Source organism: Streptococcus sp. k-378, from assembly GCF_013277505.1.
Classification (GTDB): Bacteria; Bacillota; Bacilli; order Lactobacillales; family Streptococcaceae; genus Streptococcus; species Streptococcus pseudopneumoniae.
The window spans coordinates 1-25,510 of the sequence record NZ_VMNC01000013.1; the positions used below are offsets into that span (position 1 = coordinate 1).

Genomic DNA, 25,510 nt, shown 5'->3' on the forward strand with positions numbered 1-25,510 from the left:
GGTATGAATGATTTGGGGTATAGTATATTGAATCTATAACAGTACATCTTGACTGCTAAAATATTTCTATAAATTAATTTGACTTTCCTGATAGAGTTGTTCACATCTTATTTCAATTCACTATACAATCCAGTTCCTAAAACTTTGCTAGAAATTGATTTGGCTTTCCGAATTAATTTGTTCAAATTTTATTTCATTTCAATATACTGAAAAATCCATTCACTAGCACAGGGCAAGAGGGAGTCGCTATTGATTTCAACGGTAGCAGGTACATACAGAGGACTCCTACCTCAGATATACTGCAATATCATCGTATGCAAAAAACCTCTGAGATTGTTCTCAAAGGTTCTGATTTTGCTAATTGCTGTTCTCAACTGCTGCAGTAATAAAGGCAGTGTAGAGTTCTTCTGGTCGATTTGGACGGCTTGACAGTTCAGGGTGATACTGACATGCTACAAAGAATTTATTTTCAGGAATTTCCACAATTTCTACCAAACGATTGTCTGGAGAAACTCCTGAGAAGACAAAACCTGCTGCCTCAAACTGCTCACGGAAGGCGTTGTTAAACTCATAGCGGTGACGGTGACGGCGTTGCACCACTTCTTGATTGTGATAAGCAGCTGCTGCCTTAGAGCCACGTTTCAACTTAGATGGATAAAGTCCCAAACGAAGGGTACCACCCATGTCCTCAACATCAATCTGATCACGCATGATATCAATGATAGGATATTTTGTTTCTGGTGCAAGCTCTGCAGAATTGGCACCTTCAAGCCCCAGAACATGACGAGCAAACTCGATACAAGTCAACTGCATGCCCAAGCAGACACCCAACATTGGAACATCATTCTCACGTGCATAGCGGATGGCTTGGACTTTCCCTTCAGTACCACGCTGGCCAAAACCACCTGGTACGATGATTCCGTCCGCATCAGACAAAAGCTCTGCCACATTCTCTGCTGTCACATCATTGGCATTGACCCAATTGATTTTCACTTCTGCGTCGTTAGCATAACCAGAGTGTTTCAAGGCTTCAACCACAGAAATGTAGGCATCTTGCAATTCAACATACTTACCGACAAGGGAAATTTTAACTTGTTTCTTGAGGTTCATGACCTTGTCCACCATGGCTGACCATTCTGTCATATCCGCTGCTGGTGCGTCTAATTTCAAATGGTCACAGACAATTTGGTCCATACCTTGTGCCTGCAAGTTCAGTGGAATTTGGTAAAGATGTTCGACATCCAACGATTCGATAACGGCTTCTGGTGCCACATCACAGAACTGGGCCAGTTTATTTTTAATTCCTTGACCAGCTGGCTCTTCTGTACGAATCACCAACATATTTGGTTGGATTCCCAATCCACGCAATTCTTTTACAGAGTGCTGAGTTGGTTTGGTCTTCATTTCACCAGCGGCCTTGAGGTAAGGAAGCAAGGTTGTATGGATGTACATAACATTATCCGCACCCACATCCGCCTTCATCTGACGAAGGGCCTCTAGGAATGGCAAGGACTCGATATCTCCAACAGTTCCACCAACCTCTGTGATAATGACATCAGAGTCGGTCGTTAGAGCGGCACGCTTGATTTTTTCTTTTAAAGCATCTGTGATATGAGGAATAACCTGAACAGTTGCCCCAAGGTATTCTCCACGACGTTCCTTACGAAGAACTTCACTGTAAATTTTACCAGTTGTCACGTTGGAATATTTGTTGAGATTGATATCGATGAAACGTTCATAGTGACCCAAGTCCAAATCTGTTTCAGCTCCGTCATCTGTCACAAAAACTTCCCCGTGCTGATAAGGGCTCATAGTTCCCGGATCGATATTGATATAAGGGTCAAATTTTTGAATGGTTACTTTGAGACCACGATTTTTCAAGAGACGGCCTAGACTCGCTGCCACAATCCCTTTCCCAATAGACGATACGACACCACCAGTTACAAAAATATATTTCGTAGACATAGATTCCTCTTTCTAAAATGCTCAAGACCTTGTTAACTACGAGGGGAGATAGAAAACAAGACCCTACTAATAAGAATAATCTGGGACAACTGCACCAGATTCACAACTAATACTCTTCGAAAATCTCTTCAAACCGCGTCAACGTCGCCTTGCCGTAGATATGTGTTCCTGACTTTGTCAGTCTTATCTACAATCTCAAAACAGTGTTTTGAGCAACCTGCGGCTAGTTTGCTCTTTGATTTTCATTGAGTATAAAACACAAGAAGATAACTTCTTGAAAAAACAAAAATAGCTCCCTAAGAACTAGGGAGCCCCGACCTCTAAAAGAGGTGCCCGAACAATATGATACCTAAAAATAGGATAATTGTCAATAGCTAACTCTTATTCCTCGCTGTTTTCAGCATCATCTTCTGAGAACTCGTCATCTTCCTCGTTGAGATCCACGTCTTCACCCAAGTCATCAGGAGCGATTTCGTTGATTTCTGCATCATAAGCTTCCACTTCGTTTTTCTCATCATCTGGATTTTCATCATCGTATGAAAGAGCAGGATCTGCTTCGTATGCATCTTCGTCTTCTGGATCATCCGCATTGTAGTCAATGGCATCTGAATCACCATCCATGAAGGCATTGACACGTTTTTTCTTAGCTTTTGGTGCTACTTCATCGTCGTCATTTTCTTCAAGAGCGATAATTTCTTCGTCGATTTCGTCCACACCATACCATGAACGAAGACCCCATTTGTTGTCTCCAAGTGAGATGAAGCTACCGTCAAAGTTCAACTCTGTGTAGAACAAAGGCAAAGCTTCGCGGATATCGCTGTTTGATGTTCCAAGGTAGTTTTGAATTTCGTTTACAAGATCGCTAAAATGCATCTCATGATCGCGACCACGAAGTTCCAAGATAGCACGCGCTACCTCAATCATAGATAGTTCACTTTTTTCTTGCCCAGCAAATACTTCTAATTCCAAAGCGTTTCTCCTCATTTATACTACTATCGCCAGAGCGAACAGACTCTGACCTCATTTTATCATTTACTCTTTATTTTACGATAATTTTGCAGAATAGTCAAAGGTTAAGGGGGAGAAAGTGACAGGATTAGATTATTTTCAATATAAAACTCATTCCTTTTTCTGTTGCTCCATTTTCCACAAATCCAAGCGACTTGAAACACCTCCTAGAAGCATGATTGTAGGTGTAGATTTCCCTGACTCTCAATTCTTTCCATCCTTTTACTCGAGCCAATTCAATCAAAGCACTTAGAATCTTTTTTCCAAGTCCTCGATGTTGGTAAGCGGAATTCCCAATCACAATGGGGAGATTATCCTGAGATAGTGTAACATCCCCAATTGGAAACCATTCTCCCTTCTCCTTGACTTCAATCCAAAAAAGCTCTCCATGCTTATCCAAATAAGAATACATAGCTTCCAGGGTCGCTGGACTATAAGGTCTCTTCACCCCATCTACGAGGTAAACCAAGTTCACATCCTGATACCAAGCAAAAGCTTCTTCACAATGATTGACCTTATCATAAGGAACAAGACGCAGTGCATTATCTATTTGTAAAATCCGTTTCATCTGCTTTCCTTTTCAACAAAAGAGTTGCTGCTTGATTAAAACCATCACACCAGTTATACCATTTTGCTTCATACTCATCTTGAGCTAAGATATGATTTTTTAAATCCAGAACAGAGTAAATTTTTCTTTCTTCGCAGGCTTGCGCATAGAGATGATATAGTTCATCACCGCCGTCTCTATCAAACTCAGCAGAAATCGTATCTCGACCTGCCAATAAAGCCTGATAAGCCCTGTGATGCCCATCTGTAATCAACAAGCAATTTCCAAATGCAAGAATACTAATTGGATCAACATTGTTTAGTTCTACAGACTGATAAAGTATCTGAATATCTTGCAACTTCTTTTCTGATAAATATAGTTGAGTCGGATGAAGATCTGCTATATTGACTTTCATTTCTTTCTCCTCAAGGGAATTTGATACTCACTTCTGCTTGCCTTTAAATCGCCATTGGAAGCGTAGCTTGTCATAGAAGGGAAATTCGATAAACAAGACTCCCAAGCCCACACAGAGACTGGCAAGGACATCTGACGGGTAATGAACTCCCAGATAGACCCTTGATACCAACACACTGACTAGGTAGAGACCTAGCACGATTTGCACGATTCTTCTCCAGACTGGATCTTTAATTCGTTGACTGAGAATGACAATCAGAGAACCGACCATCAAGGTTACAGCCAGAGAATGGCCACTTGGAAAGGAAAATCCCTTCTCCTCAACCAAGTGTAAAATAGCTGGTCGTGGGCGCTGGTAGATATTTTTAAAGGTCACGATTAAAAGACCTGCCAAAGCCAGATTTCCCAGCATGAAGAAACTTTCTATCTTCCATCGCTTACGATAAAAGATAAAGGCTACGATGGCAACCCAAGTGATAATCACTGGAATATCAATCAAGCGTGTGATGGCTCGGAAAAGAATAGTCAAGTAATCTGGCAAGTCTCCTCGAACGGCAGTCTGTATCGGTTGATCAAAACCGACCAGCGTTTCAGGGTAAAATTTGACCATGTAGCCAAGAATAACGAAAAGTAAAAGGGCAAAACTGCCCTTCATTAAAAATGTTTGTTTATCTTTCATAATGTTTTAAGGTTGGTTTCAAGAGAACATACAACAACCAGAATGAAACGGAAAAGATTACACCCTCAATCAAGTTAAAAGGCAACACCATAGTCATTAGGTAGTTGGAAAGTCCCAAAATTTTTCCAATATCAAAGTTAGCAAACTTAGCGTACAAAGGAACAGCATAAACATAGTTGAGAAGCAACATAGCCACGGTTAGACCAATAGTCCCAGCTAGAGAGCCTAGTAGGAAACGAAGAGTTGTCCGTTCCTTTTTCCAAATCAAAGCAAAGACGATGACAAAAACTCCCAAAGCTACGATATTCATTGGCAAACCAATGTAAGTATTCACTCCCTGGCTGTTAAGAAGCAATTTCAAGAGTGAGCGAAGCAAGAGAATTCCTAGAGCAGCAGGCAGATCCATGACCACCAAGCCCACAAGGACTGGCAAGATACTAAATTCGATCTTGAGGAAGGACGCCGCTGGTAAAAGCGGAAAGTCAAAGTACATCAGCACAAATGAGATGGCTGATAAAATCGCAATGGTCGAAAGTCGACGTGTGTTTGTCATAACAGGTTCCTCCAATTTTCTATAAAATCAGAAGAAGTTAGAAAGGATTCCTCTATCTATTCTCACTTTTTATATCCCAAAAGTTCCCTCTCACTCTATCAAAATAAAGCAAGCGGTTACAATCTAGCTATAAATCTATCAGAACAGACAAAGCTATTCTTTCGTCTTCTCCCATCCAGACTATACTGTCGGTTGTGGAATCTCACCACATCAGCTTGCGCTCGCGGACTTATTTGGCTAAGATATTTTAGATTTATCTAGGCGTCGCAGTCGAAGATAATACTTAAAGTATATCGAGACAAGACAACGACGAGAAAGCTAAAATAGCTAGTCAAATTTACCGCCGGTCGGGAATTTCACCCTGCCCTGAAGACTCTTTTATCATAACAAAAAACGCTTGCAAGCGCAAGCATTTTGTTCATTTTCATTTTCATTTTTTATTTCAATTTATCCACTTCATAGGTATGAACAAGCTCAAGACCTGCAAAGTTCTGCTGGCGGAGGGCTTCGTAGACAATCATGCAGACGGTATTAGACACATTGAGACTGCGGACGTGTTCATCATTCATAGGAATACGGAGAGCTTTCTCAGGATGTTCGCGCATAAAGTCCTCAGGCAAGCCCTTATCTTCACGTCCAAAGAGAAAATAGTAGTCCTCGTCAGTCGATAAATCCACCTCAGAATAGACTTTTTCCGCGAATTTCGAAATCAGATAAAGTTTTCCCTTCATCTGAGACATGAAATCCTCTAAACTGTCATAAAAATAAATCTCTAGCTTATCCCAATAATCCAATCCAGCTCGCTTCATCTTGCGGTCATCAATAGGAAAGCCCATTGGCTTGATGATGTGGAGGGGAGAATTGGTCGCAGCGCAAGTACGCGCGATATTGCCTGTATTTTGTGGAATTTGTGGTTCAAATAATACAATGTGATTTGTCATGACTTGCTTCCTTTTACCATTGCAAAAAAATAGCCACACTGCCCGGAGTCAAGCTCAGCAAACAGCGTGGTTAAGGCATCGTTAACTTACCTCACAACAGGTTTGAAGTAAATCAGCGAAACTACTTTCTTAGTATAACACTTTCAGAATCATTGTCAATAGAAACGACTTGATTTTTTCAATTTTTTCAAGCTATTTCCAAGGGTTGTAAAATCGTCCCTGATTCTGCAAGATAAGTAGTAAACTAGTTACTAAAAACAAGGCTGCCAAGAACAAGGTAAGATAGTCTCCTTTTTTCAAGGCCTGATAACTATACCAAGTGCGTTTTTTCTCTTTCCCAAAGCGGCGAAGCTCCATGGCGGTCGCAATGGTATCAATGCGTTCTAGCGAGCTAAAAATCAAGGGAGTGATAATGCGCAGATTGCCTTTGATTCGTTGCATAAGAGAAGCTTTCTTGGATAATTCCATCCCACGCGCCTCCTGAGACATCTTGATAGTAAAGAATTCTTCCTGCAAATCTGGAATATAGCGCAAAGTCAGGCTGACTGAATAGGCAATCTTGTAAGGCACACCAATTTGATTTAAACTGGAAGCAAACTGACTAGGATGGGTTGTCATCAAAAAGATAATAGCCAGAGGAATGGTGCAGAGATACTTAATGGCCAAATTTAGCAGATAAAAGAGCTCCTGGCTGGTTAGGGTATAGGCACCGATTCCCTGCCAAATCACACTTCTCTCTCCGTAAAGTCCAACCCCCTACTCAGGAGAAAAGAGATAGACCATCAAGACGTTTAAAACGGCAAATACCGTCGCAAAAACGGCCACAAAGGAAACATCTTTAAAGCGGATTTCTGACAAATAGAGGAGAAAAACCGAAAAGATGGCAATCAGAACAAGTAGTCTAGTATCATAGCTAATCATGGCCGCCAATGATACAAGGATGAAAAAGAGGAGTTTAGCAGCTCCTGACAAGCGATGAATCACAGTATCTCTATGCTGGTAACCAATTAGTTTAGCTTGCATCCTTCTCTCCTTTCTTTATAAAATGCCGTTAAAGCAAGTGGATCCACGTCGAGTTTCTTTGCCAAGTTGAAGATAGAGGTTTCTTTTAGATTGGCTTTTACTAACAGCTCAGGATTGCTCAAGAGACTAGCTGGATCAGTATCGGCAATCAATTCCCCATCCACCATGACAAGAGCCCGATCTGAATAATCCAGCATCAATTGCATATCATGGGTAATCATGACAATGGTATGACCTTTTTGATGCAGTTCTTCAAGAAATTCCATAATCTCAGTATAGTTCTTCTGGTCTTGACCAGCTGTCGGTTCATCTAAGAGGATAATTTCAGCCCCCAAGACCAAAATTGAAGCAATGGTGACACGTTTTTTCTGACCAAATGACAGGGCAGAAATGGGCCAATTACGGAATTCATATAGACCGCAGATTTTCAAGGTTTCATAGACTCTCGTTTCAATTTCCTGCTCGTCCACACCTCGCAAACGAAGTCCCATAGCCACCTCATCAAAAATCATATTGCTTGAAATCATTTGATTGGGATTTTGCAGCACATAGCCTATTCGTTCCGCCCGCTCTGCAACAGAATCTCCTTTGATATCCTGTTCTTCCCAAAGATAGCGCCCTTCCGTCTGAATAAAGCTACTTAAGGCCTTGGCAAGGGTTGATTTTCCAGCCCCATTTTTTCCGACAATAGCAATCTTTTCGCCCTTTTTAATATCCAAATGTAGGGACTTTAAAATCGGTCTATCATCATAAGAAAACGACACGTCCTCTAGTCTAAAGAGTGACTGCAATTCTGGGGTTTCTTTTACTAGTTCCGTCCGCAACTGAACCTGACCTTTTGAGATAGACATGTTATCCAGATTTGCTAACTGTTCTTCCTTGACTAAATCCACACCCAATTGACGGAGAGTGGTTAGATAAAGGGGTTCTCGAATTCCATTTTGTGTCAATAAATCAGTCGAAAGTAGCTGGTCAGGGCTCCCATTAAAGAGGATACGACCATCGTTTATCAAGACAATCCGATCGACAGGGCGATGCAGAACATCCTCCAAACGGTGCTCGATAATAAGAGTCGTCGTCCCCTCTTCCTTATGAATCTGGTCAATCACTTCGATAATATCCTGACCTGACTTGGGATCCAGATTGGCGAGTGGCTCATCAAACAAGAGAATCGGACTTTCATCAATCAAGACACCAGCCAGACTGACTCGCTGCTTTTGTCCACCAGACAAATCCTGAGGTCGCTGAGCTAGTAAATCAAGAAGGTCAAGCTTTTCAGCCCATTTATGAACACGACTTTTCATGTCATCTAGAGCTGTCACGTCATTTTCCAGAGCAAAAGCCAAATCTTCTGCCACAGACAGGCCGATAAACTGCCCATCTGTATCCTGCAAAACTGTACTGACCAGATGAGATTTATCGTAGATGCTCATATCAAAGGCTGCTTGCCCCTTGATCACAAATTCTCCAGACATCTGGCCCTTGTAAATATTGGGAATAATTCCATTCAAACACTGACCTAAGGTAGACTTGCCTGACCCAGATGGGCCAACAATTAAGACTTTCTCTCCCTTGTAAATAGTCAAGTCTACCCCTTGCAGGGTCGGTTCTTGTTGTGTTTCATACCGGAAAGAGAAATCCTTCCACTCAATTATAGCTTCTTTCATCTTACTCTCTTCATTCGCTTCTTCTACTCAATGAAAATCAAAGAGCAAACCAGAAAGCTAGCCGTAGGTTGCTCAAAACACTGTTTTGAGGTTGTAGATAGAGCTGACGCGGTTTGAATTAGATTTTCGCAGAGTATTAGACTTCTATTTTATCATAAATCTACCCCTTCTTGCAGTCTCTTCTCTTAAAATCTTAGCGCCAAAAAGATTCCTATCCTAGCTAGCTTACCTAACTAATCTATAAACATCGAAAAAGACTGGTTGCCCAGCCTTTTCCTTTATGTTAATCCTTTTTCAAACTTCCTGAACGAGTCTGCGTACGTGAATAAGCTAGCAAGAGAAGGGTACCTGCAATAGCTACAGTTACAGCATTAGCAATTCCAGCAACAATCCCTTGGGCAAATACTTTTTCTGCCGCTTCTTGATAAATCACAACATCTCCAAGTGGTGCCAAGACACCCCAAACAAGAGCATTTGCAACAATCTGAATGAGGTTAAAGAAGACAATATCCTTCAACTCAAAAACACCCTGTATTACTCGAATGTATTTTCTAAAGAGTCCGACGGCTAGACCAAAGAGACCACTAGCAATAATCCAAGTCCACCATAGACCGTAGCCAGCAAGCGAGTCCTTCACTGCATGACCAATTAAACCAACAAGTAATCCCACTAGAGGCCCAAAAATGATAGACAAGAGGCTCTGTACCGCATACTGAAGCTGGATGCTTGTATTTGGAACAGGTGTCGGAATGCTGATCATCCCGATGACAACAAAGAGCGCAGCTCCAACACCGATAGCAACAACTTGTTTAATTGATTGATTTTTCATCTATATTCTCCTATTTTATGATTCTATTTTCTTTATTTCAATGGTCCAAGATGAACCGACACCTACATTATAAGCCTTGGCAAAAGAACCTTGGTTGATAGCCAGACCTAAACGATAGAGGGAGTTAATGTAAAGGATAGGTTGCCCAATTCTCACATCTGCAAATGATTTGCCATAGACAACCTGATTTTGATAGACCAGCATATCTGCATGATAGATAGTCACTTAAAAACGGTCACCGAATACTGGTTCCAGCTTGTAAAATTCTTCTCGCATAATAGAGGTCCAAAACGAACATCCAGAATATCAATGGCTCCCCTCACCAGATGATCTTCTATGATTGTATCTACGACTGGAAGCTCTACAATCTGATCCACACTGAGCTCTGGCCCCACTTCCTCAAAAGAAATGCGACCACTGGCCAGTTTAGCACCAGTATAAACATAGACATCACGACCGTAGAAGGTATAAGAATGCTCTGTATTTTGACGTCTATTGGCCACTTCAGAAATCTCACGAATAGCTACAATGCCAACGTGTTTCTTGATAAAAGAAAGCATACCATTATCTGGCGTGACAATGTATTGATTTTTTGCAGTCTTGGCAACCACACTCTTACGTTTCGAGCCGACACCTGGATCGACCACCGATACAAATGTCGTTCCCTCAGGCCAGTAATCCACCGTCTGAAAGAGACGATAGCTCCCCTCAAAAATATTATAAGGCGTGATATCGTGCGTCAAATGATGAATTTTTATGGTTGGAGACTCTTCTAAAACCACTCCAATCATAGCCGATACCGCACCATCAACCAGACCAAAGTCTGATTATAATACCAGTAAATTATTATTCATTTTATCTCCTTGTATATCCTTTATCATACCATATTTCATAGAAAGATGCTACTAGCTATTTCAATTGATTAGGGTATAGTTTTACCTTATAGCAAATTTCCTACTAAAAGCTCTTGTTATTAGCTAGTAGGTGCATTTTTTCTTGAAAAAAGGTATGATAGTTACATCATGAAAAAGTAGGTTTTGTTATGAAAATTATCCTTGTCGGAGGGGGAAAAGTTGGTTTTGCTCTCTGTCGCTCCTTGGTTGCAGAAAAGCATGATGTTTTGCTGATTGAGCAAGACGAAGCCGTCCTCAATCATATTGTCAATCGCTTTGATATCATAGGTATCCTTGGTAACGGGGCGGATTTTGCCATTCTTGAGCAAGCCAGTGTCCAAGATTGTGATATCTTTATCGCCTTGACTGAGTACGATGAAGTAAACATGATTGCAGCCGTTCTAGCCAAGAAAATGGGGGCTAAAGAGACTATCGTTCGGGTGCGAAATCCTGAATACTCTAACTCTTATTTCAAAGAAAAGAATATTCTCGGCTTTTCTCTTATCGTAAATCCTGAGCTCTTGGCTGCCCGCGCTATCGCCAATATCATTGACTTCCCCAACGCCCTATCTGTCGAACGCTTTGCTGGTGGACGCGTTAGCCTCATGGAATTTGTTGTCAAATCCACTAGCGGTCTTTGCCAAATGCCTATTTCTGATTTTCGGAAAAAATTCGGCAATGTCATTGTCTGTGCGATAGAAAGAGATCATCAAATTATCATCCCAAGTGGTGACATGACCATACAGGATAAAGATAGAATCTTTGTCACTGGTAACCGTGTTGATATGATGCTCTTCCATAATTATTTCAAATCTCGTGCTGTGAAGAGCCTTCTCATCGTTGGAGCAGGTAGAATTGCCTATTATCTACTAGGTATCCTCAAAGACAGTCGTATTGATACCAAAGTCATCGAGATTAATCCTGAAAGAGCACGTTTCTTTAGTGAGAAATTCCCTAATCTCTATATTGTCCAAGGAGATGGTACCGCAAAAGATATCTTACTAGAAGAAAGTGCTCAAAACTATGATGCAGTAGCAACCCTAACAGGAGTTGACGAAGAGAATATTATTACTTCTATGTTCCTGGATAGTGTCGGAGTACAAAAAAATATTAGCAAGGTTAACAGAACTAGTCTCCTTGAAATTATTCATGCGCCTGATTTCTCAAGCATTATCACTCCGAAAATCATCGCTGTAGATACAATCATGCACTTTATTCGTGGCCGTGTTAATGCCCAATATTCAGACCTTCAAGCCATGCACCATCTAGCAAATGGCCAAATCGAAACCCTACAATTCCATATCAAGGAAGCCAATAAAATGACTGCCAAACCTCTTTCTCAACTGAAATTGAAAAAAGGGGTTCTTATTGCAGCCATCATTCGAAAGGGCAAGACTATTTTCCCTACTGGGGAGGATACGCTTGAAGTCGGAGACAAGCTCCTAGTAACAACCTTGTTGCCAAACATCACCAAAATTTATGATTTGATTGCGAGGTAAGAAATGAATAAAAGTATGATTCGTTACCTCCTTTCAAAGTTACTTTTGATTGAAGCTGTTCTCCTCTTGGTTCCTGTTGCGATTGCCATATACTACCATGAATCGAGCCAAGTCTTTACAGCCCTCTTTACAACGATTGGGATTCTCGTATTACTAGGTGGTTCAGGAATTTTACAAAAGCCAAAAAATCAACGGATTTACGCCAAGGAGGGAATCTTGATTGTTGCCCTCTGTTGGATCCTTTGGTCTTTCTTTGGCGGTCTCCCCTTTGTTTTTGCTGGGCAAATTCCCAGCCTTATCGATGCCTTTTTTGAAATCAGTTCTGGCTTTACAACTACTGGAGCAACTATTCTGAACGATGTTTCGGTTCTCAGCCGTTCCCTCCTCTTCTGGCGAAGTTTTACCCACTTGATTGGAGGGATGGGAGTACTTGTTTTTGCACTTGCTATTATGGATAATGCCAAGAATAGCCACCTAGAAGTGATGAAGGCTGAGGTTCCTGGCCCTGTTTTTGGTAAAGTAGTATCCAAACTAAAAAACACTGCCCAGATTCTCTATCTCCTTTATCTAGCTCTCTTCTCCCTCTTTGTCATCATCTATTATCTAGCTGGCATGCCCCTATTTGATAGTTTTATCATTGCCATGGGAACAGCAGGTACAGGAGGTTTTACAGTCTATAACGATGGAATCTCCCACTATGGTAGCTCACTGATTACCTATCTAGTTAGTATCGGAGTTTTGGTTTTTGGGGTAAATTTCAATCTCTACTACTACCTCATGCTCCGTCGCGTCAAAGCCTTCTTTGGTGACGAGGAACTTCGTGCTTACTTGGTCATCGTGCTGGTTTCTACAGGCTTGATTAGCCTTAATACCCTCTATCTCTACCCAGAATTTTCCAAGAGCTTTGAAATGGCCTTCTTCCAGGTTTCCAATATCATTACAACGACTGGTTTTGGATACGGAGATATTACCAACTGGCCCCTCTTCTCCCAGTTTATCCTTCTCTTCCTCATGGCAATCGGTGGTTCTGCTGGTTCAACCGCAGGTGGACTCAAGGTTATTCGAGGCCTCATCCTTTCAAAAATTGCTAAAAATCAGATTTTGTCCATTCTATCGCCCCACCGTGTTTTGACCCTCCATGTTAATAAAACGGTGATTGACAAAGATACCCAACATAAGATTCTCAAGTACTTTGTCATCTATGCTATGATTTTGCTAGCGCTTATCTTTATTGTCAGCCTAGATAGCAATGATTTTCTGGTTGTGACCAGTGCTGTCTTTAGCTGTTTCAATAATATAGGACCTATTCTAGGAACCACTTCTAGTTTCTCAATCTTTAGTCCTATCTCAAAAATTCTCCTCTCCTTTGCAATGATTGCAGGTCGCTTGGAGATTTACCCAATCCTACTTCTCTTTATGAAGAGGACTTGGTCTAAGAGATAAAATACAACCACACCTTGTTTCTTACAAAGTGTGGTGTTTTTATTTCAGAGTTCTCAAAACACTGCTTTAAGTCAGCAGATAAAACTGCCGTATTTTGAAGAGATTTTGTCAGAGTATAAGAGTTCAAAAAATAACCCTCAGTCGACTGACCGAGGGTTCCTTATTTCATTATTCAAGAACTTGATTAGCTCAATGCGTCCAAGGCATCATCCATTGAAAGAACTTCGTGGAAGACACGTTGTGTCAATTCAGTTTTTTGTTCTGGAGTGAGGTATTTAGTGTTTACACAGTATCCAGAGATACGTACGATAACATCTTCACCAGACATAATCTTTTCGTAAACATCGTTCAAGTCCATAACGTTCAAGTTAACGTGTTGTCCACCGTTTTCAAAGTAACCATCAAGGATTGTTACCAAGTTATCAACTTGTTCGTCACGAGTCTTACCAAGAGCGCGAGGTGATACTTGTGTAGTCAATGAGATACCATCAGCTGCATAACTAAAGTCAAGGCTAGAAAGTGAGTTCAAGTTTTGCAACCATCCACCTTTAGCTTTGTTAGATGGGTTAGCACCTGGTGAGAAGAATTCAAGTTTAGACAAGTTCACAGAACCATCTTCGTTGAGGTATACACCTTTGTGGACTGGTGAGTTACCAGTTTGTTTAGAGTAAGCAACGTTAGATGTGATTGTCAATAGTGATACAGTAGCTTCTGCGTCTTTGTAAAGTTTGTGGCTACGTAGACGAGTTGTGTAAGCTTCGATCAACCATTCTGCCAATTCGTTTGAACGTGGGTCATCTTCACCCCAACGTGGGTATTCACCGATTGTTTCGTAATCGTAGATGTAGCCATTTTCATCACGGATTGGTTTAACTGTAGCATATTTGATAGCTGACAATGTATCAACAGTGTTAGCAAATCCACAGATACCGAATCCCATGTTAGCGCGTTGTTTAGTTGGCAAGAAAGCCATTTGAACTGCTTCGTAGTTGTACTTATCAGTCATGTAGTGAATGATGTTCAAAGCATCTACGTAAGTGTCAGTCAACCAGTCAAGAGATTTTTCAAAGTTAGCTTTAACTGATTCGAATTCAAGAACTTCGTCACGGATTGGTTCGATGTCAAATACTTTGTAGTCTTTGTGAACATCGTCATAACCACCGTTCAAACCAGTAAGAAGGGCTTTCAATACGTTTACACGAGCACCGAAGTACTGGATGTTGTGGCGTTGTTCTTCATTTTCTGGGTCAAGTGGAGACACACAGCATGAAATACAGCTCATTTCACCATATCCGTCTTTAGCCATTGTTGTTACACCTTCGTATTGGATAGAAGAGTGTTTGTGGCTCATGTGCATACAGTAGCGACGGAAGTTGTATGGCAATTTGTCAGTCCAAAGAACTGTCAAGTTTGGTTCTGGTGAGTTACCGATGTTGTCAAGAGTGTTCAAGAAACGGTAGTCCATCTTAGTAACACGGTGACGACCGTCGTTACCCATACCAGCCATAGAAGTTGTGATGAAGGTTGGGTCACCTGAGTACAATTGGTCGTAAGCTTTTGTACGAGCAAATTTAACTGTACGAAGTTTCATAACGAAATCATCAACGAATTCTTGGATTTCTGATTCAGTAAATGTACCACGAGCAAGGTCACGTTCTGCAAAGATGTCCAATACGATTGGCACACGTCCTAGAGATGTAGCAGCACCGTTGATAACACGGCAGACAGCCATGAAGGCGATGTTAACCCATTGGATTGCTTCTTTAGTGTTCATCGCTGGTTTGCGAACGTCAACTCCGTAAAGGTCACCCAAGCGAACAACTTGTTGCAATGCTTGATATTGAAGGTTGATTTCTTCACGAAGACGGATTGTTTCTTCATCGATTTCTTCGATTGCGTTCCAGTCGTTTACTTTTTCTTGCATCAAGTAGTCTGCACCGTAAAGAGCAAGACGTGCGTAAACACCGATGATACGTCCGCGTGAGTATGCATCTGGAAGACCAGTTACAGTGTGAGCGTGACGAGCACGACGGATGTTTGAAGTGTAAGCACGGAAGATACCGTCGTTAACTGTTGTTACGTATTTAGTAAAGATTTCGTGAACAGCTGGGTCTGGTTCGTATCCATTTTCTTTCAAAGTAGTTTCAGCCATACGGATACCACCTTTTGGCATGAAGTTCAATTTGAAGAGTTCATCATTTTGGATACCGAAGATAACTTCGTTTTCTTTATCAATAAATCCTGCTGGAATGTCAGCAATAGATGTTGGACGAGTGTCCATTGGGAAACGAGTTTCTTCGTAGTGAGCCTTAGTTTCTTCTACAATTTTTTTGATGTGAAGTGAGCGTTCTGTTGGCCCTGCAAGGAAGCTTTCATCTCCATCGTAAGGTGTGTAGTTAGCTTGTACGAAGCGTGATACACTTGCTTTTTCTTTCCAATCTACGCCTTTGAAGCCTTCCCAAGCTTTGTCAAAAATATCTTGTGCTTCAACAACTGTTTTAACAACCATGTTAATGTCCTCTATTTTCTTTCTAGTAACAGTCATCTGTTACATTTGTGAAACCAGTATACCATACAGTAACCGATTTCAACAAGCGAAAGTTCCTTATTTTTACACTTTCTTTTCTAACACAGACCATTCTCTATGCCAAACTGTATTATATTTTTGAAAAAATAAAGTCCTTTTTTCTTTTTTTCAGAAAAAAGGGTATAATAAAAGAAAATAAGCAGTAAAAAGGTGCTAGGCATGTTGATTTTCCCTTTGTTAAATGATTTGTCAAGAAAAATCATCCATATTGACATGGATGCCTTTTTTGCTGCCGTAGAAATCAGAGATAATCCTAAACTCAAAGGAAAACCTGTCATTATCGGAAGCGACCCTCGGCAAACAGGTGGGCGGGGAGTCGTTGCTACCTGTAGCTATGAAGCACGAGCTTTTGGGATCCATTCCGCCATGAGTTCCAAGGAAGCTTATGAACGATGTCCACAGGCCGTCTTCATCTCAGGGAATTATGAAAAATATAAAGCTGTGGGACTCCAGATTCGAGCTATCTTTAAGCGTTATACAGATTTGATTGAACCTATGAGCATTGACGAAGCCTATTTGGATGTAACAGAAAATAAACTCGGCATCAAGTCAGCGGTCAAAATTGCTCGCCTCATTCAAGAGGATATCTGGCAGGAACTCCATCTGACTGCTTCTGCAGGCGTTTCCTACAACAAATTCTTAGCTAAAATGGCCAGCGATTATCAAAAACCACATGGTCTGACAGTGATTTTACCTGACCAAGCTGAGGATTTTCTCAAACAAATGGATATTTCCAAGTTTCATGGAGTAGGAAAAAAGACAGTGGAAAAACTTCATCAAATGGGTGTTTTTACTGGCGCTGATTTGCTTGAAGTGCCTGAAGTGACCCTAATAGACCGATTTGGCAGACTGGGCTATGACCTTTATCGAAAGGCTCGTGGTATCCACAATTCCCCCGTCAAATCCAATCGCATCCGTAAATCAATCGGCAAGGAGAAAACCTATGGGAAGATTCTCCGTGCCGAGGAAGACATCAAAAAAGAGCTGACTCTCCTATCAGAAAGAGTCGCTCTCAATCTACATCAACAAGAAAAAGCTGGAAAAATTGTCATTTTGAAAATCCGCTACGAGGACTTTTCAACTCTCACTAAACGAAAAAGTCTGGCTCAAAAAACACAGGATGCTAGTCAGATAAGCCAAATAGCCCTGCAACTCTATGAAGAATTAAGCGAGAAAGAAAGAGGTGTCCGCCTGTTGGGGATTACCGTGACTGGATTTTAATACTCTTCGAAAATCTCTTCAAACCACGTCAGCTCTATCTGCAACCTCAAAACNNCGGCTAGCTTCCTAGTTTGCTCTTTTATTTTCATTGAGTATAAAACCTTGAAGAGTCTGGACCCTTCAAGGTTTTTCTTATACAAATAAACGGACAAAGCTATAAAATAGCAAGACACCACCAAGTACGATACGGTATTTACCAAAAAGAGTAAAGTCATGTTTTTTTACATAGCTGGTCAAGAAACGAATAGACACCATGCTGACTGCAAAAGCGACTCCCATCGCAACCAAGAGCAAGAACAATTGCCCAATGCTCAAGAGTTGTCCCGCTTTTACAAATTTGAAAATCTTTAAGGCACTGGCTCCAAACATGACAGGAATCCCTAGATAGAAGGTAAATTCTGTCACAACTGAACGACTGGTTCCATTTAACAAACCACCGACGATTGTGGCTCCAGAACGGCTAGTTCCTGGTAAAAGGGCAAGAACTTGGAAGAGTCCGATATAGAAAGCTGTCGTATAAGGAAGTTTGTCCAACTCTGTTACACTTGGCTCGATAGCACGCGCTTTATTGCGCTTTTCCAAATAGATAAAGGCAATCCCATAGATAATCAACATGAGAGCAACTGAAACCATGTTATGGAAGTGGGTATCAAACCAATCATCAAACTTAAATACTGCAAGCAAAGGTAAAGTAGCAATCAAGACCTTTAACCATAGTCTCCAAGTCTTACGAACTTCCTGCTTGTCCTTAGTCGGTTTGAAAGGATTGAGCTTGTTAAAGTAAATCACCATAACCGCTAAAATAGCACCAAGCTGAATCACGACATTAAACATGGACATAAAGGCTTCATTTTGATTTTGGTATTGGATAAATTCCTCTGCTAAAATCAAGTGACCTGTACTGGAAATCGGCAACCATTCCGTAATTCCTTCGACAATACCAAAGAAGATAGATTTTAAAATTTCAATAAGATACATAGATTACTCCTTTTTTCTATCTTCCATTATAGCATACTTTTTCAGTCTATGGCAGTTCTCTTTAAAAGGCTCCGATACTGCCGCCACCTCCGCCTCCTGAGAAGCCACCTCCAGAACTTCCACTTCCAGAAGATACGGAGTAGGTACTTGCTGTATTTGCGACACTAGCATAATGGCTCATTTGCGCGCTTGAATGATAAAACATACTGTGCCAGCCATAAGCTACATAGAGGTTTATATCTGGATTTTCCACTTGGATGTGATGAACCTTCATCAAATGACTGACCTTGTCCGCATAACCAAATAGAGTCGCATAGACCAAGAGGCGATTCCAGACCACAATACTTTCCAACTCAGCCTGATCCAATCGTGCAATCTCACGCAACATATTTTCAAAACTGGTCCAGAGATAGTAGACTTCTGCTCCTGCTTCATTTAGGACACCATCACGATTATCTAGTCGAAGCTTCCAATAATAGAAAACAGCCAAAACCAAACCTAGAAAACCAAGTATCGGCAAGAGGAGGTAAAAATAAGCATGAACATCCAAACTATACAAGAACAAACCAAATCCAATAAATAGAGGCAGGACTGTAGAGAGTCCCATACCTACTTGCAGGACCTTTTCCCCACCAGTTAAAGGACGATAATAATCTGGGAGCCCCCAGAAGGAAACTCGATTTCTCACTCCCTCTTGCATCTCTTTCAATACCTCTTCAAAAGAGGATTTGAGCTGATGTCCCTTTGCTTGAATCCGTTTTTCATCAGAGACTTTTGCTCTACGATAAAGACTATCAGATACCTTGTAATCCGCAAACAAATTGGAAAGAGTTTCTTCTTTTTTGCCTGAAAAGGCCAGATTTAGGCAGTCTTTCTCAAAACTTGACAAACCATCTTCTTTTACCAGCCTCAAGCCAACTGCATCTCCTTCTGAAATGATAGAGACATTTCCACGATCTATCACATCTAACAAGGTAGCTTGAATAAGTTGGTCAAAGGTAAATTTACCTGCTCCTTTTGTTAGAGGACTCACTTCCTCCAAGGAGGTCGAGTAGACTGCTTCTGATAAAACCATAGGCTCTAATTCCATCGGTGGTTCATAGATACGATGATTTTTGGCATATTTGACTGAAGGAGTGGTCTTTCTTCTATAGATAAAATAGAAGCAGACACTCAATAACAAGGAAATGGAAAGTAGCAAAGGGAAGACCCAAGTAAGGAGTTGTTTACTCTGCTCTTTTTCTCTAACAATCGAGTCTTCTATCTTATTAAACTCTTCTAAACGATTCCCTTCCAAACCCTGATCCCTAGCGCTAGCAAAAACAGTTCGAGGCCAATAGGCATGCAATTCAACTCCACGCTTAGCCGGAAGATTGTCCAAACGAATAGTATAATCAAGGTTACTCTTTTCAACTGTTCCCTCTCTAAAGAGTTGCCCTGTATGGAAAAAGAGTTTTTCAGCCCCCTTGTCTCCCCTTACATGAAATTCAAACTTTCCAATAGTCCCTGAACTATCTGTTAAAGGTTGCCAATTTAATTCAGCGATGTCATCATATAGAAAAAGCAAATTTTTTAAATTCCATGTGAGGTCAACTTCAACTATGTCGCCCCCCTGACCTGAATTGTAGACTTTCACAGTATAACCATTTGCTTCTTCTGTCACTTCGCTAGTAACATCTGTCAGTTCAGCACCATTTTTCGCGGCCTGAACCTTTGGATGGGAATCAATGTCAAATCCGCTAGGCATCTTGCCAGCACGTCCAAGTCCCACGATTTGGCCCTTAAAGTCCTCCTCAAACTGATAAACTATCTTCTGTCTAAATTCTGCTGTATTGTCTGCATGAATATACAAATCCCCTTGATAAGAGTTTATCTTGAAATCAATGGCAAAAACAGAGAATGGCAGAAGGAAAAACAAGCCTAAAACAAATAAGAAAAAAGTTTTTTTCATCAACTAAGCCCCCTTTTTATCTTTGCTATCATTATATCATTTTTTCATAAGTAAGGGCTTACCTATATTGAAAAATAGAGTTTTTTTCGATAAAATAGGAGACAGTTATTTTTTAATAGATTAGAAATAGGAGAAATCATGAGAAAAATATACTTATCTATTTTCACAAGTCTCTTGCTGATGCTGGGACTTGTCAATGTTGCTCAAGCCGATGAATATTTACGCATCGGGATGGAAGCAGCATATGCCCCCTTTAACTGGACCCAGGATGATGATAGCAATGGAGCTGTCAAAATCGATGGAACCAACCAGTATGCCAACGGATACGATGTTCAAATCGCCAAGAAAATCGCTAAGGACTTAGGTAAAGAACCTTTGGTTGTTAAAACCAAGTGGGAAGGTCTAGTCCCTGCCCTTACTTCTGGTAAGATTGACATGATTATCGCAGGTATGAGTCCTACTGCCGAGCGTAAACAAGAAATTGCCTTTTCAAGCAGTTACTACACTAGCGAACCAGTTTTGCTTATCAAAAAAGATTCTGCCTACGCAAATGCTAAATCTTTGAATGACTTTAATGGTGCGAAAATCACTTCTCAACAAGGTGTTTACCTTTATGACTTGATTTCACAAATCCCAGGTGCTAAAAAAGAAACAGCCATGGGAGACTTCGCTCAAATGCGCCAAGCTCTTGAGGCTGGTGTCATCGATGCCTATGTTTCTGAACGCCCAGAAGCTCTGACTGCCGAAGCTGCAAACTCTAAGTTCAAGATGGTCCAAGTAGAACCAGGTTTCAAAACTGGGGAAGAAGATACAGCTATCGCCATTGGACTTCGTAAAGATGACAATCGTATTAGCCAAATCAATGCCAGCATTGAAACCATTTCAAAAGACGACCAAGTTGCCTTGATGGATCGTATGATCAAGGAACAACCTGCCGAAGCTACAACAACTGAAGAGACTAGCAGTAGTTTCTTTAGCCAAGTTGCTAAAATTCTTTCTGAAAACTGGCAACAACTCTTGCGTGGTGCTGGTATCACTCTTTTAATCTCTATCGTCGGAACCATCACAGGTCTCATTATTGGACTTGCCATTGGTGTCTTCCGTACTGCTCCTCTCTCTGAGAATAAAGCCATTTACAGCTTACAAAAACTAGTTGGCTGGATTCTCAATGTCTACATTGAAATTTTCCGTGGTACCCCAATGATTGTTCAATCGATGGTTATCTACTATGGAACTGCTCAAGCTTTCGGTATCAACCTTGACCGCACACTGGCTGCTATCTTCATCGTTTCGATCAACACTGGTGCCTACATGACTGAAATCGTCCGTGGTGGTATCCTAGCAGTTGACAAGGGACAATTTGAAGCCGCGACTGCACTCGGTATGACTCATAACCAAACCATGCATAAGATTGTGCTACCTCAGGTTGTCCGTAACATCCTACCAGCAACTGGTAATGAATTTGTCATCAATATCAAAGATACATCTGTATTGAACGTTATCTCTGTTGTCGAACTTTATTTCTCAGGAAATACCGTGGCAACTCAAACCTATCAATACTTCCAGACATTTACAATCATCGCCGTGATTTACTTTGTCCTCACCTTCACCGTAACACGTATCCTACGCTTCATCGAACGCCGAATGGACATGGATACCTATACTACAGGTGCTAACCAAATGCAAACGGAGGATTTGAAATAATGACACAAGCAATCCTTGAAATTAAACACCTCAAAAAATCCTATGGACAAAACGAAGTGCTAAAAGACATTTCTCTGACTGTCCACAAGGGAGAGGTCATCTCTATCATCGGAAGCTCTGGAAGCGGGAAATCGACCTTCCTACGCTCCATCAACCTACTTGAAACACCAACTGATGGACAAATCCTTTATCATGGACAAAATGTCCTCGAAAAAGGCTATGACCTCACGCAATACCGTGAAAAGTTGGGGATGGTGTTCCAATCCTTTAACCTCTTTGAAAATCTCAACGTGCTTGAAAACACAATTGTCGCTCAGACAACTGTCCTTAAACGCGAACGCACAGAAGCTGAAAAGACTGCCAAAGAAAACCTAGAAAAAGTCGGCATGGGAGAACGCTACTGGCAAGCGAAGCCAAGACAACTCTCAGGGGGTCAAAAACAACGTGTGGCCATCGCTCGTGCCCTCTCCATGAATCCGGACGCTATTCTCTTTGATGAACCAACATCAGCTCTCGATCCAGAAATGGTTGGAGAAGTCCTCAAAATCATGCAAGATCTGGCTCAGGAAGGCTTGACCATGATTGTCGTAACCCACGAAATGGAATTCGCCCGTGATGTCTCTCACCGTGTTATCTTTATGGATAAGGGTGTGATTGCTGAAGAAGGCAAACCAGAAGATCTCTTCACCAATCCTAAAGAAGACCGTACAAAAGAATTCCTTCAACGCTATCTCAAATAAAAAGAAAAGGCTGCCTCAACCGTGCAGTCTTTTTGCTGTCCTCAAAATGAAAAGGCAGATTCTCTATCTCTACTACTTGAGGGTCAAGAATCCGCCGTTATCCAAAGATTAATCTTCAAATTTTTCATGATTTTTTTCATAGAAATCAATTAGGCCTAGGGCTGTTTCAAATGAAATATTTTTTACTTTTGCACGACCCTGCGCCAGAGCAATGATAGACATTTCACGCGCATTCGTTTCCTTAGAGATACGGTAGCCTGTGATTTTCTTATCACGAACCCAGCCAACAACTGATTCTACTTTTTCAAAGTTTGACTTAGCCATGTTTTTCTCCTATTTTCTTCTTTACAATACTTAATTGTATACGTTTTTACTACTTTTGTCAATAAAAAAACATATATTCAATAAAATAAATGACCCAGAATCTTCTTACTTCCTTTTTAAAGCCGATAATATATAGTTTTCCGCTTACTATAACCCATCAGTATGCTCCTAAAAAACAATTGCATTATTAAACTTTAAATTTGTAAAAATATTCACGTATGCTGAATACCAGTTTCTCAATAGGATAGACAGGATTTACTATTTCATTCTATCTATTCCTTTTAAATCAACAAGCCCACTAAAGATAGTCTTTCACTCCTCACTATCTCTAAATCATTCCGTTTTCTTTCTCCTTCTTTGGTTCCTTTCCTGTCCTTATCTATATCTTATCCATTTCACAACCGGTACTACTTACTTTGTACAATCTTGCATCTTCTGATTACATACCCACTTTCCAGCTAGTCATTTAAAATCAGTATCACTAGCTATTGCATGTCTAGCACTATTGTCTATCTCACGAGTTTTTTCGACCAACTCACCTAGCAGTCATCTCACAAACATTGATTATTTTTTTGATTCCTATTATATTTAGAGAAATCTCAAATTAGGGATATATACAATTGGGGATTTCAAAAAATTTCCTTATATATAGTAAGTAATTCTGCCGCCTTAATATAAACAGAATCGAAAATAATAGGTGTTATAGTGAGTTGTAGTAGAAATAGCACGATAAGCTTCCTAAAACCATAGGAATCGCCCCCTTTCTTCACTATCATTATAACACCTATACATTAGTTGTGCAAATAATATGATATTTTTTTATTAGTCCTCAGACAAGCATATTATAGAGCGTTTCATTCCCATTTAAGTTAATATAAGCTGGATCAAAACCTTCCATTCGACGAATTAAGCCTGCATAATCATGCTTATCTGCCAAAGCGATCCCAATCAATACTGGACCTGTTCCCTTACTAGCTCGCTTGATATACTCAAAACGGGTGATATCATCATTTGGCCCCAAGATATCATTTACAAACTCACGCAAAGCTCCTGGACGCTGTGGGAAATTGACCACAAAGTAATGTTTGATCCCATCATAAATCAAGGCACGCTCTTCCATTTCTGGCATACGGTTGATATCATTATTCCCTCCAGAAATGATACAACAAATGGTTTTCCCCTTGATATATTCAGCTAAAACCTCTAAAGAGGCGATACTAGCTGCTCCAGCAGGTTCTGCAACAATCCCTTGCTTAGAGTAGAGGTCAATCAAAGTTTCAGAAATCAATCCCTCATCGACACCTACCAAAGTTTGAACATGTTGACGCGTTGCTTCATAGGTCAACTGTCCTACCTTTTGCACAGCAATCCCATCCGCAAATTTGTCAATTTCTTTGAGTTTAACAGGTCCACCAGCTTCAAAAGCAGCTTTCATGGAACGCGCTCCATTAGCCTCTACCCCAATGACTTCAATTTCTGGACTTGTTTCCTTGATATAGGTAGAAACCCCGGCAATGAGACCGCCACCACCAACAGGGACCAAGACAGCATCAAAGTCAATCGATTCTTTTCGAGCTTCTTCTAAAATCTCATAAGCAACTGTTCCTTGACCCGCTTGGACATGAGTATCATCAAAGGGAGCAATAAAGGTACGATTTTCAGAGACTGTAAATTCTTGAGCTGCTTTGGCTGAGGCATCAAAGGTATCTCCAACTAGTTTAATGGTTACAAAATCCCCACCAAAAAAGCGAACCTGACCAATCTTTTGTTGCGGAGTGGTAATGGGCATAAAAATAGTAGCAGGAATTTTCATCTCATTACAAGTATAGGCAACTCCCTGCGCATGATTTCCCGCAGAAGCACAGACTACCCCACGCTCACGTTCTTCCTTGCTGAGCTGAGAAATAGCATAATAGGCACCACGAATTTTAAAGGAACGAACACGCTGGGCATTTTCTTTTTTCAAATAAATCTTAGCACCATACTTCTCCGATAAATAATGGTCGTAATCCAGTGGGGTATTCACAACCACACCATTCAAGACCTTATGAGCCTTGATAATATCTTTTGAACTTAACATATAAAACCTCTTTTTCTATAAAAAACAGTCACTAATGACTGTTTTTTTAGTTATTCATCTCCAAAAACTTCAGCAACACTTTCATGATATTTATGAGCCATACGAATTGAAAACTCTTTAGGAAGTTCATAACGATTTGTGGAAATCCAATCATATAACCATTCTGCCAAACTTTCTTCACTATCATTACGATGGAAGATAAAATAGTTTAAAACTTCTTTATATTCTACATCATTCAAATCCAGCGTGTCTACAAATTGACTACGAGAAACAAAATTAGAATCTAATTTTCTTAGTTGATCTGTCAATTCTCCCAATTGTAAATCCAACTGAAAAAATAATTTTTGCAGTTGCCTATCAGTTTCATCACATCCTGTCTTGATAGAAAACAAATTGGTAATATTCATATGATTTCAACCCCTAAATAAGTATATCTAATATCCCACGAATAGCTGAAGCTACTA

20 protein-coding genes, 2 pseudogenes and 1 riboswitch are annotated in these 25,510 nt (G+C 40.6%); of the genes and pseudogenes, 5 read left to right on the forward strand and 17 right to left on the reverse strand.

The window, feature by feature from the left end; all coding sequences use genetic code 11:
* Positions 1 to 357: 357 nt before the first annotated feature.
* The 11 genes and pseudogenes from HT719_RS01890 to HT719_RS01940 all read right to left on the reverse strand — a co-directional run bounded on the left by HT719_RS01890 (position 358) and on the right by HT719_RS01940 (position 10,417).
* A complete protein-coding gene (locus HT719_RS01890; RefSeq protein WP_172928047.1) occupies positions 358 to 1,965 on the reverse strand; it encodes a CTP synthase in 1,608 nt (535 codons plus the stop codon).
* Positions 1,966 to 2,346: 381 nt separating this feature from the next.
* Positions 2,347 to 2,934, reverse strand: a complete 588-nt coding sequence (gene rpoE, locus HT719_RS01895; protein ID WP_172928049.1) for a DNA-directed RNA polymerase subunit delta — start codon at positions 2,932 to 2,934, stop codon at positions 2,347 to 2,349.
* Between the two features lie 127 nt (positions 2,935 to 3,061).
* The gene (locus HT719_RS01900; RefSeq protein WP_172928072.1) at positions 3,062 to 3,511 is read right to left on the reverse strand and encodes a GNAT family N-acetyltransferase; all 450 of its coding nucleotides are present in this window, start codon (positions 3,509 to 3,511) and stop codon (positions 3,062 to 3,064) included.
* Between the two features lie 4 nt (positions 3,512 to 3,515).
* The gene (locus HT719_RS01905) at positions 3,516 to 3,935 is read right to left on the reverse strand and encodes a chromosome partitioning protein ParB (RefSeq protein ID WP_172928050.1); all 420 of its coding nucleotides are present in this window, start codon (positions 3,933 to 3,935) and stop codon (positions 3,516 to 3,518) included.
* A gap of 27 nt (positions 3,936 to 3,962) precedes the next feature.
* Positions 3,963 to 4,613, reverse strand: a complete 651-nt coding sequence (locus HT719_RS01910) for a phosphatase PAP2 family protein (RefSeq protein WP_172928051.1) — start codon at positions 4,611 to 4,613, stop codon at positions 3,963 to 3,965.
* Entirely contained in the window at positions 4,603 to 5,166 is a 564-nt protein-coding gene (locus HT719_RS01915; RefSeq protein ID WP_172928052.1) for an ECF transporter S component, read from the reverse strand. Before HT719_RS01915 ends, HT719_RS01910 begins: the two co-directional genes overlap by 11 nt.
* A 159-nt stretch (positions 5,167 to 5,325) precedes the next feature.
* Positions 5,326 to 5,544, reverse strand: a riboswitch (FMN riboswitch).
* Between the two features lie 59 nt (positions 5,545 to 5,603).
* The gene (locus HT719_RS01920; protein ID WP_172928053.1) at positions 5,604 to 6,107 is read right to left on the reverse strand and encodes a tRNA (cytidine(34)-2'-O)-methyltransferase; all 504 of its coding nucleotides are present in this window, start codon (positions 6,105 to 6,107) and stop codon (positions 5,604 to 5,606) included.
* Between the two features lie 192 nt (positions 6,108 to 6,299).
* Positions 6,300 to 7,130 (reverse strand): annotated as a pseudogene (locus HT719_RS01925) (energy-coupling factor transporter transmembrane component T).
* Entirely contained in the window at positions 7,115 to 8,797 is a 1,683-nt protein-coding gene (locus HT719_RS01930; protein WP_172928054.1) for an ABC transporter ATP-binding protein, read from the reverse strand. The pseudogene HT719_RS01925 and the gene HT719_RS01930 overlap by 16 nt, the downstream one beginning before the upstream one ends.
* 283 nt (positions 8,798 to 9,080) lie before the next feature.
* Complete coding sequence (locus HT719_RS01935; protein WP_172928056.1) at positions 9,081 to 9,626, reverse strand: ECF-type riboflavin transporter substrate-binding protein; 546 nt, start codon at positions 9,624 to 9,626, stop codon at positions 9,081 to 9,083.
* A 15-nt stretch (positions 9,627 to 9,641) separates the two neighbouring features.
* Positions 9,642 to 10,417 (reverse strand): annotated as a pseudogene (locus tag HT719_RS01940) (S-adenosyl-l-methionine hydroxide adenosyltransferase family protein).
* Positions 10,418 to 10,668: 251 nt separating this feature from the next.
* Between HT719_RS01940 and trkA the strand changes: the two are divergent.
* Positions 10,669 to 12,018 carry a Trk system potassium transporter TrkA gene (gene trkA / locus HT719_RS01945; RefSeq protein WP_172928058.1) on the forward strand — a complete coding sequence of 450 codons (1,350 nt, stop codon included), beginning with the start codon at positions 10,669 to 10,671 and terminating at the stop codon, positions 12,016 to 12,018.
* Positions 12,019 to 12,021: 3 nt separating this feature from the next.
* On the forward strand, positions 12,022 to 13,461 hold the full coding sequence (locus tag HT719_RS01950; protein WP_172928060.1) for a TrkH family potassium uptake protein: 1,440 nt from the start codon (positions 12,022 to 12,024) through the stop codon (positions 13,459 to 13,461).
* Between the two features lie 184 nt (positions 13,462 to 13,645).
* On the opposite strand, the gene pflB is transcribed toward HT719_RS01950, so the two are convergent.
* Positions 13,646 to 15,970 carry a formate C-acetyltransferase gene (pflB, locus tag HT719_RS01955; protein WP_172928062.1) on the reverse strand — a complete coding sequence of 775 codons (2,325 nt, stop codon included), beginning with the start codon at positions 15,968 to 15,970 and terminating at the stop codon, positions 13,646 to 13,648.
* 237 nt (positions 15,971 to 16,207) lie between these two features.
* Here pflB and dinB point away from each other — a divergent pair, with 237 nt between their 5' ends.
* Complete coding sequence (gene dinB / locus HT719_RS01960) at positions 16,208 to 17,269, forward strand: DNA polymerase IV (RefSeq protein WP_172928063.1); 1,062 nt, start codon at positions 16,208 to 16,210, stop codon at positions 17,267 to 17,269.
* A 132-nt stretch (positions 17,270 to 17,401) separates the two neighbouring features.
* On the opposite strand, the gene HT719_RS01965 is transcribed toward dinB, so the two are convergent.
* Both HT719_RS01965 and HT719_RS01970 read right to left on the reverse strand, forming a co-directional pair.
* Entirely contained in the window at positions 17,402 to 18,247 is an 846-nt protein-coding gene (locus tag HT719_RS01965) for an undecaprenyl-diphosphate phosphatase (RefSeq protein WP_172928065.1), read from the reverse strand.
* Between the two features lie 61 nt (positions 18,248 to 18,308).
* On the reverse strand, positions 18,309 to 20,198 hold the full coding sequence (locus tag HT719_RS01970) for a DUF2207 domain-containing protein (RefSeq protein WP_172928067.1): 1,890 nt from the start codon (positions 20,196 to 20,198) through the stop codon (positions 18,309 to 18,311).
* A gap of 138 nt (positions 20,199 to 20,336) precedes the next feature.
* Here HT719_RS01970 and HT719_RS01975 point away from each other — a divergent pair, with 138 nt between their 5' ends.
* Positions 20,337 to 21,902, forward strand: coding sequence for an ABC transporter substrate-binding protein/permease (locus HT719_RS01975; protein WP_172928069.1), 1,566 nt, complete (start codon positions 20,337 to 20,339; stop codon positions 21,900 to 21,902).
* Complete coding sequence (locus tag HT719_RS01980) at positions 21,902 to 22,642, forward strand: amino acid ABC transporter ATP-binding protein (RefSeq protein ID WP_000189488.1); 741 nt, start codon at positions 21,902 to 21,904, stop codon at positions 22,640 to 22,642. The genes HT719_RS01975 and HT719_RS01980 overlap by 1 nt, the downstream gene beginning before the upstream one ends.
* A 108-nt stretch (positions 22,643 to 22,750) precedes the next feature.
* On the opposite strand, the gene HT719_RS01985 is transcribed toward HT719_RS01980, so the two are convergent.
* The 3 genes from HT719_RS01985 to HT719_RS01995 all read right to left on the reverse strand — a co-directional run bounded on the left by HT719_RS01985 (position 22,751) and on the right by HT719_RS01995 (position 25,453).
* Positions 22,751 to 22,966, reverse strand: a complete 216-nt coding sequence (locus tag HT719_RS01985) for a hypothetical protein (RefSeq protein WP_001130036.1) — start codon at positions 22,964 to 22,966, stop codon at positions 22,751 to 22,753.
* An 829-nt stretch (positions 22,967 to 23,795) separates the two neighbouring features.
* A complete protein-coding gene (gene ilvA, locus HT719_RS01990) occupies positions 23,796 to 25,046 on the reverse strand; it encodes a threonine ammonia-lyase IlvA (RefSeq protein WP_000952969.1) in 1,251 nt (416 codons plus the stop codon).
* 50 nt (positions 25,047 to 25,096) lie between these two features.
* The gene (locus HT719_RS01995; RefSeq protein ID WP_001027903.1) at positions 25,097 to 25,453 is read right to left on the reverse strand and encodes a hypothetical protein; all 357 of its coding nucleotides are present in this window, start codon (positions 25,451 to 25,453) and stop codon (positions 25,097 to 25,099) included.
* Between the last annotated feature and the right edge of the window lie 57 nt (positions 25,454 to 25,510).

Bases quoted from the DNA above. Each gene is read 5' to 3' on its own strand.
- dinB (WP_172928063.1), top strand. From the start codon at position 16,208: ATGTTGATTTTCCCTTTGTTAAATGATTTGTCAAGAAAAATCATCCAT.
- HT719_RS01910 (WP_172928051.1), bottom strand. From the start codon at position 4,613: ATGAAAGATAAACAAACATTTTTAATGAAGGGCAGTTTTGCCCTTTTA.
- HT719_RS01985 (WP_001130036.1), bottom strand. From the start codon at position 22,966: ATGGCTAAGTCAAACTTTGAAAAAGTAGAATCAGTTGTTGGCTGGGTT.
- HT719_RS01965 (WP_172928065.1), bottom strand. From the start codon at position 18,247: ATGTATCTTATTGAAATTTTAAAATCTATCTTCTTTGGTATTGTCGAA.
- HT719_RS01930 (WP_172928054.1), bottom strand. From the start codon at position 8,797: ATGAAAGAAGCTATAATTGAGTGGAAGGATTTCTCTTTCCGGTATGAA.
- HT719_RS01970 (WP_172928067.1), bottom strand. From the start codon at position 20,198: ATGAAAAAAACTTTTTTCTTATTTGTTTTAGGCTTGTTTTTCCTTCTG.
- HT719_RS01905 (WP_172928050.1), bottom strand. From the start codon at position 3,935: ATGAAAGTCAATATAGCAGATCTTCATCCGACTCAACTATATTTATCA.
- pflB (WP_172928062.1), bottom strand. From the start codon at position 15,970: ATGGTTGTTAAAACAGTTGTTGAAGCACAAGATATTTTTGACAAAGCT.
- HT719_RS01980 (WP_000189488.1), top strand. From the start codon at position 21,902: ATGACACAAGCAATCCTTGAAATTAAACACCTCAAAAAATCCTATGGA.
- HT719_RS01975 (WP_172928069.1), top strand. From the start codon at position 20,337: ATGAGAAAAATATACTTATCTATTTTCACAAGTCTCTTGCTGATGCTG.
- HT719_RS01890 (WP_172928047.1), bottom strand. From the start codon at position 1,965: ATGTCTACGAAATATATTTTTGTAACTGGTGGTGTCGTATCGTCTATT.
- HT719_RS01995 (WP_001027903.1), bottom strand. From the start codon at position 25,453: ATGAATATTACCAATTTGTTTTCTATCAAGACAGGATGTGATGAAACT.
- trkA (WP_172928058.1), top strand. From the start codon at position 10,669: ATGAAAATTATCCTTGTCGGAGGGGGAAAAGTTGGTTTTGCTCTCTGT.
- HT719_RS01915 (WP_172928052.1), bottom strand. From the start codon at position 5,166: ATGACAAACACACGTCGACTTTCGACCATTGCGATTTTATCAGCCATC.
- HT719_RS01935 (WP_172928056.1), bottom strand. From the start codon at position 9,626: ATGAAAAATCAATCAATTAAACAAGTTGTTGCTATCGGTGTTGGAGCT.
- HT719_RS01950 (WP_172928060.1), top strand. From the start codon at position 12,022: ATGAATAAAAGTATGATTCGTTACCTCCTTTCAAAGTTACTTTTGATT.
- HT719_RS01920 (WP_172928053.1), bottom strand. From the start codon at position 6,107: ATGACAAATCACATTGTATTATTTGAACCACAAATTCCACAAAATACA.
- ilvA (WP_000952969.1), bottom strand. From the start codon at position 25,046: ATGTTAAGTTCAAAAGATATTATCAAGGCTCATAAGGTCTTGAATGGT.